Below are 12,202 nucleotides of genomic sequence, written 5' to 3'. Positions count from 1 at the left end.
GCTAGACTGCGCGCCCGCTCCGCCACCCGCCCCCGCCGTGACCGAACCCGCCCCGCGCGCGCGCCGCGCCGCGCTCGCCTTCATCTTCGTCACCGTGCTGATCGACGTGCTGTCGTTCGGCCTGATCATCCCGGTGCTGCCGCACCTGATCGAAGGCTTCGTCGGCGGCGACACCGCCCACGCGGCGTACTGGATCGGCGTGTTCGGCACCGTGTTCGCGGCGATCCAGTTCTTCTCCTCGCCGGTGCAGGGGGCCTTGTCCGACCGCTTCGGGCGGCGCCCGGTGATCCTGCTGTCGTGCCTGGGGCTGGGGCTGGACTTCGTGTTCATGGCGCTGGCAAGCACGCTGCCGTGGCTGCTGGTGGGCCGCGTCATCTCCGGCATCACCTCGGCCAGCTTCACCACCGCCAACGCCTACGTCGCCGACGTCACGCCGCCGGAAAAGCGCGCCGGCAGCTACGGCATGCTCGGCGCCGCGTTCGGGCTGGGTTTCATCGTCGGCCCGCTGCTGGGCGGCTGGCTCGGCGACGTGCACCTGCGGCTGCCGTTCTGGTTCGCCGCCGGGCTGGCGCTGCTCAACTTCTGCTACGGGCTGTTGGTGCTGCCCGAATCGCTGCCGCCGGAAAAGCGCGCCGCGAAGTTCGACTGGTCGCATGCCAACCCGCTGGGGTCGATCGGGCTGCTCAAGCGCTACCCGCAGGTGTTCGGGCTGGCGGCGGTGGTATTCATCGCCAACCTCGCGCACTACGTGTACCCGAGCATCTTCGTGCTGTTCGCCGACTACCGGTACGGCTGGGGCCCGCGCGAGGTCGGCTGGGTGCTGGCCGCGGTCGGGGTGTGCAGCGTGATCGTGCAGGCCGGCGTGGTCGGCAGGGTGGTGGCTGCGCTGGGCGAGCGCCGCGCGCTGTTGCTGGGACTGTCGTGCGGGCTGCTGGGCTTCGGCATCTACGGCTTCGCCGACGTCGGCTGGATGTTCCTGGTCGGGATCCCGATCAGCGCGATCTGGGGGCTGGCGGCGCCATCGACGCAGGCGCTGATCACGCGCCAGGTCGGCAGCGACGTGCAGGGCCGGATCCAGGGCGCGCTGATGAGCCTGGTGTCGATGGCCGGGATCATCGGCCCGGGGATCTTCGCCGGCAGCTTCGGCTTTTTCATCGACCCGCGCTCGCCACTGCACCTGCCGGGCGCGCCGTTCCTGATCGCCGCGCTGTTGCTGGGCGTGGCGATCACGATCGCCTGGCGCTACGCGCGCGCGCCGGTGGTGGCTGCCGTGCGCGCGCACGCGGATACCGCCTGAGCGCGCTGCGCGGCCGCACCACGCGCCGCGCGTCGGGCAAACCCCGCGCCCGGCGCGCTCACAGCCAGCGCCGCCAGCGCGCGAGCAACAGGATCGCCGCGGTGAGCGCGACCATGCCGCCGACCGCGATCCAGAAACCGCGCGCGCCGCTGTCGAAGAACGGCGCCGGGAAGTTCATCCCCAGCATCCCGGCGACCACGGCCAGCGTGCCCAGCAGCACCGTGACCACGGTCAGCACGCGCATGGTGTCGTTGGTGTGCTGCGCGGTGCGGGTGGTGAACAGTTCGAAGCTGCCGACCACCAGGTCGCGCGCGTTCTCGACCGCGTCCATCGCCCGCGCAAAGCGGTCGTCCAGGGCGATGAAATGCGCATTCGCGTCCCCCTCGGCGTCGGGCCGGAAATCCGGTCGCGCCAGCGCACTGAACAGGTTGCGGTGCGGCGCCAGCATCCGCCGCAGGCGCGAGGCGCCGCGACGCAGTGCCGCCAGGTCGGGCAGGCATTCCGGGTTGCGGCGGCTGGCGAGGATCCCGACCTCCAGCCGGTCGACCGCGGCCTCGAAATCCGACACCGCGTCGAAATAGCTCACCAGCTGCCAGTCCAGCAGCGCTGCGGTGAAGCTTTCCGCGCTGAGCATGCCCAGCCGGGTGTCGGCGTGCTCGCGGTTGCGCAGCTGGTCCATGAATTCCAGCGGCCCCCGATGCACGGTCAGCACGAAGTTGTGGCCGGCGACGATCGCCAGCCCGCGGCCGTTGAACTTGAGCTGGCCTTCGTGCTCGACCACGATCGCCTGGGCCACGAACCAGTCGCCGAAGTTCTGCACCCGGGCGTGGCCGTCGAAGGCGTGCAGCGCCGCCAGCGCGGCGTCGCCCAGGCCCAGCCGTTGCGCCAGCCTCGCCACCAGCGCGGTGGCCGGCTGCTCGCCGGCCTGCTCGACGTCCAGCCACAGCAGCTGGCGATCGCCGAGCGCGCCGGGATCCACTTCCGCTTCCTGCAGCGTGCGGTCGTCGTGGTCGGCGTCGAACAGCACCGCGCGCAGGCGCGCGGCGCCGTCCGCGTGCTCGCTGGTGTCGGGGACTTGCGTTGCCGTGTCTGCTGCAGGCATGTCCGTGGCGTCCGCCGCGCCGGCCAGGTGGGGAGTGCATCATCGACGCGGGCCGCGAACGCCGGGTGAATCGTTGCGCCGCGTTGACGGCTGCGCCGGGATGCTCGGATCCATGCCGCCGCACCCTCCCGAGCAGGCCCAGCGCGCCGCTGCCGACGCCGGCCTGCGCTATGTCAGCGACCGCGACCCGGGCCTGCGGCGCCGCCGCGCCGGCAAGGGCTTCCGTTACCTCGATGCGAAGGGGGCGACCGTGCGCGACGCGGCCACCCTGGAGCGCATTCGCCGGCTCGCGGTGCCGCCGGCCTATCGCGACGTCTGGATCTGCGCGAACGCGCGCGGGCACCTGCAGGCGACCGGCCGCGACGCGCGCGGGCGCAAGCAGTACCGCTACCACCCGGAGTGGCAGCGACTGCGCGGCGACGGCAAGTTCGATCGCGTGGTCGCGTTCGGCAAGGCCTTGCCGCACCTGCGCCGGGTGCTGCGCCGCGACCTGGCGCTGCCGAGCTACCCGCGGCAGAAGGTGCTGGCGATCGTGGTGGCGGTGATGGCCGAAACCCTGGTGCGGATCGGCAACGCGGCGTATGCGGCCAGCAACCGTTCCTACGGATTGACCACGCTGCGCAACCGCCATGTCGCCTTCGTCAGCGGCGGGCGCGCGCGATTCCGCTTCCGTGGCAAGGGCGGGCAGGAGCACGACGTGGTGCTGGACGATGCGCGGCTCACGCGCCTGCTCCGGCGCGTGCAGCAGCTGCCGGGGCAGGCGCTGTTCCAGTACCGCGACGACGACGGCGCGATCGCGCCGGTCGACTCGGGCCAGGTCAACGACTACCTGCGCGAGGCGATGGGCAGCGACTTCACCGCCAAGGATTTCCGCACCTGGGGTGGCACCCTCGCCGCGTTCCAGCGGCTGGCGCGGACCACCCTGCCGTACAAGGCCGATGGCACCGTGGCCGGCGAGCGCGCGCTGGCGTCGCTGGAGAACGCGATCGTCAAGGAAGTCGCGCACGCGCTCGGCAACACGCCGGCGGTGTGCCGCAAGGCCTACATCGACCCGGCGGTGTTCGCCGGCTGGCGCGACGGGCGCGTGGCGCGCGTGGCCACGCACTGCCGCGGCGAGCGCCAGTGGGAAGCGGCGGCGCTGCGGTTCCTGCGCGCCGCGCACCGCGGGCAGGCGCGCGGCCGCTGAATCCGCGGCGGCGGCCTACACGCGGCGCCGACCCGGGCATGGCGACACTCGAACGCCCGCATCGAGGATCCGGCCATGCCCAAGTGCGACGTCTGCGGCAACGATTACGACAAGGCGTTCACGGTCACCACGTACGACGATTCGGGCACCTTCGATTCGTTCGAGTGCGCGATCCACGCGCTGGCGCCGACCTGCGCGCACTGTGGTTGCCGGATCATCGGCCACGGCAGCGAGCACGCGGGCGTCTTCTATTGCTGCGCGCATTGCGCCAAGGAAGCCGGCGTGATCGGCATCGACGATCGCGCCTGAGCGTGGGCTCGGCCCATCGGCCTCCGGGAGCGGCTTCAGCCGCGAACAGCGCCCGGCCCATCGGCCGGTGGGAGCGGCTTCAGCCGCGAGTTCTTTGCCTTGGAGCCGGCGATCGGGGACAAGCTCGCGGCTGAAGCCGCTCCCACGGCGGAAGTGGTCCTAATCCGCCATCGTCGCCAGGGCGGCGGCCGGCAAGGGCATCAGCACCCAGAACGGCTTGCGCAACCGCGCCCAGCCGGCGGCGGCGTCGTTGGCGATGTCCATCAGCGTGTCGAAATCCGCGGGTGCGGCGGCGCGCCAGTCGTCGACGTGTTCCAGCAGCAGCAGGTAGCCGTCGGCCGGCCACCACGACAGGTCCGACAGGCAGTCCGCCAGCGCGTCCCAGTTCCCGCCGAACCAGTCCGGGAACGCCAGCGCCGCGGCCAGGCGCGCCAACGCGTCGTCGCGGTCGCGGCAGCCGTCGAAGTCGATCGTCGCCTGCGCGAAATCCAGCGACCTGGCCGCCGTCGCCAACGCATCGCGGTCGCGCGCGTCCACGAAGTACATCCCGCACTGGCTGGCATCGGCCAGCAGCGCGCGCATCTCGACCGGGAAATCGGTCATGGCGGCCCCCCCGCCGGCAGGAAGCGACGGAAGCTGCGGTAGTGGTCGGCGCTGTAGTAGTACTCGACCGGCGGGCTGGTGCCCGGCATGCCGCCGCCGCCGACGATGCGGCGCGCGCCGCGGTCGCGGGCGCCGGGCGCCGCGACGGTGTACTCGCGGTAGTAGCCGCGCGGTTGTCGCGGCAACAGGCGCTCGCGGTTCTGGAACACTGCGCCGTCCTGGCGGTAGGGGAAGGGCCCGCCACGCTCGATCAGCTGCACCGTCGCGATCGCGTCGGCCGGCAACCACGGCGGCCAGCGCTCCGCCTGGCCGGCCGCGTCGCCGTGCGCGGCACGAGGCGGCGATACCGACGGTTGCGCGGCGGGTTGCCGCGTGGCCGACGGCGACGGCGCCACCGCCGGCGTGCGTTGCTGCCATGCCCACAGTGCCAGCGCCGCCAGCACCACCACCATCCAAGCGTATCGGCGCATGCGGCCCCTTCCCCTGCAGGTCGCCGGAGTCTAGCCGGAACACGCCCGCGCGCGGGCGTGCGGACGGGAGCGATCAGCCGCAGGTGATGCCGATGATCGTGTCGCGCTCGTTGACGTTGACGTTCACGCGCTCGGCGCTGTACTCCATCGTCACCACCTGGCCCGGACGCAGCACGCGTGCCGTGCGGCTGTGGGTGTCGACGCGGATGCGCTCGACCACCTCGGCGGTTGCCGCCTGGCCGATCGCCCAGGCCGCCGGCTCGGCCACGCACTGGAACGAAGCCGGCGGCAGCGGTCCGCCGGTCCGGGGCGGCATCGGCGCGCAGGCCGCCAACGGCAGCGCGAACAGCAACAGGGAAACGACGGGCAATCGCTGGGTCATGGCAGGCTCTCCGGTGGCGGGAATGTCGGGCGCGGCGCATGCGCGCACGCGGAGGCGACAGCATGCCGCCGCCACGGGCAAGTCCGGGTGAACCCGCTGTGGCACCATCGGGGCCACATGGGACCCGTCGCCGCCACCGCGGACGCAACGCCGCGCCAGCGCATCCTCCGCGGCCTCGTGGTGGCGGTCGCATCGCTGCTGGTCCTGGCCGGCAGCGGCCTGCTGTTCAACGACTACCTCGCGCCCCGGGCCAGCGGTGCGCCGGGCCACGCGTTGCCGCTGCAGCCGGCGCAGACCGCGATCGATCGCGAACTGGCCCCGATCCTTGCCGCGCACCCGGGCCAGAGCGGGGCCCTGCTGCTCGCCGACGGCCTGGACGCCTTCGCCGCCCGTGCCATGAGTGCGCGCAAGGCCGGCCGCAGCCTGGACCTGCAGTACTACATCTGGCACGACGACTTCACCGGGCGGCTGCTGGCGCGCGAGGTCCATGCCGCGGCCGAGCGCGGCGTGCGGGTGCGGATCCTGCTCGACGACATGAACGCCGCCGGGCTCGATCCGCAGCTGATGGCGCTGGACGCGCATCGCAACATCGAGCTGCGCCTGTACAACCCGTTCCGCAACCGCGACGGCTTCAGCCGCGGGATCGAACTGGTGCATCGGGTCTTCAGCGTCAACCACCGCATGCACAACAAGGCCTGGATCGCCGACGGGCGGGTGGCGATCATCGGCGGGCGCAACATCGGCCAGGAATATTTCGCCGCGGCCGACGACTTCAACTTCCGCGACCTGGACCTGCTGCTGATGGGGCCGGAAGTGGCGTCGGCCAGCGCCATCTTCGACCGGTTCTGGAACAGCGCGGCGGCGGTGCCGATCGCCGCGCTCAACAGCATCGAGCCGGAGCAGCTGGATGCGTTCGTGTCCGCGACCGACGCGGCCGCGATGCAGGCACGCGCCGCGCCCTACCTGGCGCGCGTGGCCGCCTCGCGCAACGTCCGCCACTACCTGCAGGGTGCGCTGAAGCCGCACTGGAGCAGCCGCCTGCAGGTGGTGTCGGATCCGCCGCTGAAACGGGACCACGACGACCGCGGCGACTGGCTGGTGACGCGGCTGTCGCGGGAGCTGGGCGCGGTGCGGCACAAGGCGCTGCTGATCTCGCCCTATTTCGTGCCCGGCGGCACCGGCGAGCAGGGCCTGGCCGGGGTCGTGCGCCGCGGCGCCAGCGTCGGCGTGGTCACCAACTCGCTGGCGGCCAACGACGTGCCGGCGGTGCACAGCGGTTATGCCGGCTATCGCGTGCCGCTGCTGCGCGACGGGGTGTCGCTGTACGAGATCCGGTTGCGCGGCGCGCCGGAGCTGGCCGGCGCGCTGGGCCGCAGCGGCGCCAGCCTGCACACCAAGGCGCTGGTGCTGGACGACGCCCGCGGTTTCATCGGCTCGTTCAACCTGGATCCGCGCTCGGCCTACCTCAACACCGAGATGGGCGTGTGGTTCGAGGATCCGGCGCTGGCGGCCGAAGTGCGCGCCGAATACCTGCGCCTGGCGTCGCCCGCGCACAGCTACTGGGTGTTCCTGGACAGCGACGGCCGGGTGCGCTGGCTCGACCGCGCGGCCTCGCCGCCGCGGATGCTGGCCAGCGAACCCGACGCCAGCCTCGCGCGCCGCGCGCTGGCGCGGGTGCTGGGATGGTTGCCGATCGAGTCGCAGCTGTAGCGCCGCATGGCTTTTGGCAGGGGCGGTCGCGGCACGCGCCGCTAGGATGGAAGGGTTGTCCCGGTCCGTTCCCTGGAGTTGCCATGTCGCGCCGCCTCGTCCTTGCCGCCCTTTCGCTCGCCGTCGCCGGCAGCCTCCACGCCGAAGTCCCGCCGCCGCAGGACACGCCCTACGCGCCGGGCACGATCAAGGTCGAGGTCGATGCCACCAACCTGGCGCAGCGCATCTTCCGGGTGAAGGAAACCATTCCGGTGCAGGCCGGCGAGCTGACCCTGCTGTATCCGGAGTGGATCCCGGGCGGGCATTCGCCGCGCGGCGCGATCGACAAGGTCGCCGGCATCACCTTCATCGCCAATGGCCAGGAGCTGGCGTGGAAGCGCGACACGCTCGACGTGCATGCCTTCCACCTGACCGTGCCCGAGGGCGTGCAGTCGATCACCGCGCAGTTCGACTTCCTGACCGCGACCGACCGCTCGCAGGGCCGCATCGTGATGACGCCGGAGATGCTCAACCTGCAGTGGATCTCGACCCTGCTGTATCCGGCCGGGCACTACGGCCACCAGATCCGCTTCGACCCCCGCGTCACCTACCCGGCCGGGTGGACCGCCTATACCGCGCTCGATGTCGAAGGCACCACCGGCAATACCGTCGATTACCAGGACGTGCCGCTGGACATCCTCGCCGACTCGCCGGTGTACGCGGGGCGCCACGCGAGACAGATCGACCTGACCCCGCCGGGCGGCAAGGTGCCGGTGCGCCTGAGCATCATTGCCGATGCGCCGAAGTACCTGGAGACCAAGCCCGAACAGGTGCAGCAGCACAAGGCGATGGTGGCGCAGGCGCTCAAGCTCTTCGGCGCGCAACACTACGACCACTACGACCTGCTGTTCTCGCTGTCCGGCAAGATGGGCGGCAACGGCCTGGAGCACCAGCGTTCCAGCGAGAACGGCGTCGATACCGGCTACTTCACCGACTGGAAGGAGAAGGTCGGCTTCACCGACCTGCTGGCGCACGAGTACACCCACTCCTGGAACGGCAAGTACCGGCGCCCGGCCGACCTGTGGACGCCGAACTTCAACGTGCCGATGCAGGACTCGTTGCTGTGGGTCTACGAGGGCCAGACCCAGTACTGGGGCAACGTGCTGGCCGCGCGCAGTGGCATGCGCCCGCAGGAGGCCGCGCGCGACGCGCTGGCGCTGGTCGCGGCGACCTATGCCGACAACCGCCCTGGCCTGGCCTGGCGCAGCGTGCAGGACACCACCAACGACCCGATCATCGCTTCGCGCGCGCCACGCGCCTACCGCAACTACCAGATGAGCGAGGACTACTACTCGGCCGGGCAGATGATGTGGCTGGAAGCCGACGCGCTGATCCGCAACCAGACCGGTGTCAGGAAGTCTCTGGACGATTTCGCCAAGGCGTTCTTCGGGGTCAACGATGGTGAGTGGAAGGTGCAGGACACCTACACCTTCGACGACGTGGTCGCCACGCTCGATGGCGTGATGCCGTACGACTGGGCGACGTTCCTGCGCGAGCGCATGGACGGCAAGGTCGGCCTCACCGGCGGCCTCGAGGCCAGCGGCTGGAAGCTGGTCTACAAGGACGAGCCCAACGCCTACGCCAAGGGCGCGCGCGGCGACCGCGGCGGCGCCGACTTCGTGTACTCGCTGGGCCTGTCGCTGGACAAGGACGGCAAGATCGGCGACGTGCGCTGGGACAGCCCGGCATTCAACGCGGGCCTGGGCAGCGGCACCACGGTCGTGGCGGTCAACGGCCAGGAGTACAGCGGCGATCTGCTCGAGGACGCGGTCAAGGCGGCGAAGGACGGCAAGGCGCCGATCCAGTTGATGGTCAAGGAGTTCGACCGCTACCGCACCGTCGCCATCGACTACCGCGGCGGCCTGCGCTATCCACACCTGGAGCGGATCAAGGGCAGGCCCGATCGCCTGGCGGAGATCCTCGCGCCGCGCAGGTAGGCGGCGCGCGGCGACCTCAGCCGGCCGTTGGCGGGTCGCCGAGCGGGGCCGGGCGGCCCAGCAGGTAACCCTGTCCGAACCGGCAGCCCATCGCCAGCAGCCGGTCGCGTTGCGCCTCGGTCTCGATCCCCTCGGCCACCGGCTCCACCCCCAGTGCGCTGGCCAGCGCCAGGATCGAGCCGACCACCGCGTCGCTGTTGCCGCTGCCCGGCTCGCCCAGGCGGGCGACGAAACTGCGGTCGATCTTGACCACCCGCAACGGAAACGTGTGCAGGTAGCTGAGCGAGGAATAGCCGGTGCCGAAATCGTCCAGCGCCGCGCCGATGCCGTCCCGGCGCAGGGTGGCCAGGATGTCGCGTACGCCTTCGGGATCGTCCAGCAACGAACCTTCCGTGACCTCGATCACCAACCGCGAGGGCGGCAGCCCGGTGCGGCGCAGCGTGTCGAGCAGGCGCCCGCAGAAATCCTCGCGGCGGAAATGCAGCGCCGAGACATTGAGCGCGAGATAGCGATCGTCGCTGAAATGCCGCGCGGCCAATGCGCTGCTGTGCTCGAACATCCACCAGTCGATCGCCTCGATGTTGCTGCTTTCCTCGGCGACCTGCAGGAATTCGCCGGGCCCGATCAGCCCGCGTTCCGGGTGGTTCCAGCGGATCAACGCCTCGTAGCCCTGCACCTGGTTGGTGTCCAGCCGCACGATTGGCTGGAAATGCGGCACGAACTGGTTCTCGTGCAGCGCGATGCGCAGCTCGCGCTCCATCGTCAGCACGTCCACGGCACGCTTCTGCAGCGACGCATCGAACAGTTCGAAACGCTTGCGGCCCAGCGCCTTGGCGCGGTACAGCGCGACGTCGGCGTCGTGCAGCAGCGCGTCAGCGAGCTCGTAGCCGCTGTCGGCGATGGCGATGCCGATGCTGGCCGAGGGCTCCAGCTCCCTGCCGGCGATCAGCAGCGGCCGGGCGAGGGCTTCCAGGACGCGCTGGGCGACGCGCACGGCGGTGCCGGGCAGCGGCACCTGCTCGAGCAGGATCGCGAATTCGTCGCCCGACAGGCGCGCGACCAGGTCCGGCTCGCGCACGCAGGTCAGCAGGCGTTGCGCGATCTCCCTGAGGTAGTCGTCGCCGGCCAGGTGGCCGAGGCTGTCGTTGATCACCTTGAAGCGATCGATGTCCAGGTACAGCAACGCGCATTGTCGCCGCGCATCGCGCTTGAGCAGGTTCAGCACGCGCTCCAGCCGTTCCCGGAGGTAGCCGCGGTTGGGCAGGCCGGTCAGCGCGTCGTGCATCACCTGGTGCTTGAGCTGCTCCTGGACGCGCTCGCGCTCCTGGATCTCGCGCCGCAGCTCGCCGGTGCGCTCCTGCACCCGCAACTCGAGCTGGGCGAGCGCCTGCTGCTGGATCAGCGCGGCGCGGCGGCGGCTGAGGCTGTTGGCGATCTGCGAGGCGACGAACGTCAGCAGTTCCTCGTCCGCGGGCGTGTAGCGGTCTTCCTCGGAGTAGCTCTGCACGACCACCAGCCCGATGACCTCGTCGCCGGCCTGCAGCGGCACGCCCAGCCAGCAGCGGGCGAGCTCGCCGACCATGTCCAGGTCGATGTGGCCCTGGTCGGCCAGCACCAGGATGTCGTCGGTCTGGAAAATCCCCTTGCCGTGCGCGAGCACGTACTCGCTCAAGCCGCGGCCTACCGGCCGGCTGCCGCGGACCTCGTTGCTCTCGTCGACCGCGTACGGAAACGCGAGCGTCTGGTGATCCTCGCTGAGCAGCGCGATGAAGAAGTTGCGCGCATCCAGCAAGGTCCCCACCACCGCATGGACCTGGCGGTAGAACTCGTCCTGGCTGATGTCGGCGGTGGCGAGCTGGGCGATCCGGAACAGCGCGGCCTGGAGCCGCTCGGCGCGCTGCCTTTCGACGATCTCCAGTTGCAGGCCGCGGTTGGCTTCGGCCAGCTCCTGCGTCCGCAGGCGCACCGACTCCTCGAGCGCGGCTTGCCCCTGCTTGCGCTCCAGCGCCGTCAGGATGTGGCTGCCGACGAACTCGAGCAGGGCCATGTCCTTGTCGCTGTAGCGGACTTCGTCGATGTAGCTCTGCACCACCAGCGCGCCGAACACCTTGCCGTCGCGCAACATTGGGACCCCGAGCCAGTCGTGGCTGTCCGGCCCGATCACCGCCAGCGGGCCGGAGACCTGGCGGCGCAGTTCCTCGGTGCGGCCCATGAGCGCCACGCCGTCGCGGATCAGGTACCAGGTCAGGGTGTGCTCGCGCGAGGCCAGCGGAATCTCGCGCGCCGGGTCGCGCGGCGTGGTGTCCTCGACGTCGGCGAAGTACAGGAAGCGGATGCTGGCGCGTTCGGCGTCGTGCAGCACGATGTAGAAGTTTTCCGCATACATCAGCGAAGCGATGATGCGGTGGACCCCGCGGAGCATCTCCGGCATGTCGCGGTCGGACCCTGCGAGGTCGGCGATCGCGAACAGCGCGCGCTGCAACCTCTCGGCGTGCTCCAGCCCGGCGACCGTATCCAGCAGGCCGGCCAGCGCCAGTTGCCGCCACATGTGGCGATCGGCGATCCGCAGCATGTCGATGAACGACAGCGGAAGCCCGGCTCCTGGCTGCGGCTGCGCGAACGCCAGCAGCAGGACGGGCGCACCAGCGCGGTCGGCGAAGGCGAACGCGGCGCGGCGGCGGTCGTCACGCCATGCGCTGCCTTCGGCGGCGGCGGCCTGCAGCATCTCAAGGTCGGGGGCATCGATCGGCTGCGCGGGCTCGCAGTCCGGCGCTGTTTTCGCGTCCAGCCGCCAGGCCACCTGGGCATGCGTGCAGTCCGGCAGCGTCGAGGCGATCTGCACCACCTGCCTGGCGACTTCGCGGGCGCTGTCCGCCTCCGACAGTGCCCACAGCCAGGCCAGCGGATTTCCGGTGTCCGTCCCTGGGGCGCGGTCCGTCAAAGACTGCATGCGTGGCCTTGGGCCTCCAAGTCGATGCAGGCCGGGTATAGCACATGCGTCGTCGCCGCCGCGCCCTCACCGGACCATCCCGCAATGGTGGCGGCACCGGCATCGGATAATGCGACCGTGCGCACATTTTCTCCTTGCGCGCGCGTCGTCGTGAAACCGCCGTGGCGTGGAGGCGATGGAAGGCGCGCGTAGCCGACGACGCGGGCGCGCACGCAGG

At 71.0% G+C, this 12,202-nt stretch carries 10 protein-coding genes; 5 read left to right on the top strand and 5 right to left on the bottom strand.

Annotated features, from left to right (window positions below; translation table 11 throughout):
* Nucleotides 1-37 precede the first annotated feature (37 nt).
* Nucleotides 38-1,297 (top strand): TCR/Tet family MFS transporter, encoded by a 1,260-nt coding sequence (locus tag MQC88_RS09860; RefSeq protein ID WP_243321542.1) that lies wholly within the window; start codon nucleotides 38-40, stop codon nucleotides 1,295-1,297.
* 58 nt (nucleotides 1,298-1,355) lie between these two features.
* Here the strand turns inward: MQC88_RS09860 and MQC88_RS09855 are convergent, their stop codons facing one another.
* Nucleotides 1,356-2,399 carry a magnesium transporter CorA family protein gene (locus MQC88_RS09855; protein WP_243321541.1) on the bottom strand — a complete coding sequence of 348 codons (1,044 nt, stop codon included), beginning with the start codon at nucleotides 2,397-2,399 and terminating at the stop codon, nucleotides 1,356-1,358.
* 112 nt (nucleotides 2,400-2,511) lie between these two features.
* Between MQC88_RS09855 and MQC88_RS09850 the strand changes: the two genes are divergently transcribed.
* Together MQC88_RS09850 and MQC88_RS09845 are read left to right on the top strand one after the other, a co-directional pair.
* Nucleotides 2,512-3,585, top strand: a complete 1,074-nt coding sequence (locus MQC88_RS09850; protein WP_243321539.1) for a DNA topoisomerase IB — start codon at nucleotides 2,512-2,514, stop codon at nucleotides 3,583-3,585.
* A 75-nt stretch (nucleotides 3,586-3,660) separates the two neighbouring features.
* Nucleotides 3,661-3,894, top strand: a complete 234-nt coding sequence (locus tag MQC88_RS09845) for a hypothetical protein (protein WP_243321538.1) — start codon at nucleotides 3,661-3,663, stop codon at nucleotides 3,892-3,894.
* 159 nt (nucleotides 3,895-4,053) lie between these two features.
* On the opposite strand, the gene MQC88_RS09840 is transcribed toward MQC88_RS09845, so the two are convergent.
* From MQC88_RS09840 to MQC88_RS09830, 3 genes are all read right to left on the bottom strand, one after another.
* Nucleotides 4,054-4,497: a barstar family protein gene (locus tag MQC88_RS09840; protein ID WP_243321536.1), complete on the bottom strand. Its 444-nt coding sequence runs from the start codon at nucleotides 4,495-4,497 to the stop codon at nucleotides 4,054-4,056.
* A complete protein-coding gene (locus MQC88_RS09835) occupies nucleotides 4,494-4,967 on the bottom strand; it encodes a guanyl-specific ribonuclease (RefSeq protein WP_243321535.1) in 474 nt (157 codons plus the stop codon). The genes MQC88_RS09840 and MQC88_RS09835 overlap by 4 nt, the downstream gene beginning before the upstream one ends.
* A 73-nt stretch (nucleotides 4,968-5,040) precedes the next feature.
* Nucleotides 5,041-5,349, bottom strand: coding sequence for an I78 family peptidase inhibitor (locus tag MQC88_RS09830; RefSeq protein ID WP_243321533.1), 309 nt, complete (start codon nucleotides 5,347-5,349; stop codon nucleotides 5,041-5,043).
* Between the two features lie 117 nt (nucleotides 5,350-5,466).
* On the opposite strand from MQC88_RS09830, the gene MQC88_RS09825 reads away from it, so the two are divergent.
* Together MQC88_RS09825 and MQC88_RS09820 are read left to right on the top strand one after the other, a co-directional pair.
* On the top strand, nucleotides 5,467-7,059 hold the full coding sequence (locus MQC88_RS09825) for a phospholipase D family protein (protein WP_243321530.1): 1,593 nt from the start codon (nucleotides 5,467-5,469) through the stop codon (nucleotides 7,057-7,059).
* Nucleotides 7,060-7,142: 83 nt separating this feature from the next.
* A complete protein-coding gene (locus tag MQC88_RS09820) occupies nucleotides 7,143-9,035 on the top strand; it encodes a M61 family metallopeptidase (protein ID WP_243321528.1) in 1,893 nt (630 codons plus the stop codon).
* Nucleotides 9,036-9,051: 16 nt separating this feature from the next.
* Here the strand turns inward: MQC88_RS09820 and MQC88_RS09815 are convergent, their stop codons facing one another.
* Nucleotides 9,052-11,985, bottom strand: a complete 2,934-nt coding sequence (locus MQC88_RS09815; protein ID WP_243321526.1) for a bifunctional diguanylate cyclase/phosphodiesterase — start codon at nucleotides 11,983-11,985, stop codon at nucleotides 9,052-9,054.
* Nucleotides 11,986-12,202 lie beyond the last annotated feature (217 nt).

The organism is Cognatiluteimonas sedimenti (assembly GCF_022808325.1).
GTDB lineage: Bacteria > Pseudomonadota > Gammaproteobacteria > Xanthomonadales > Xanthomonadaceae > Cognatiluteimonas > Cognatiluteimonas sedimenti.
The sequence above is the reverse complement of the archived record's forward strand: the minus strand, read 5'-3'. Positions and strand labels throughout refer to the sequence as shown.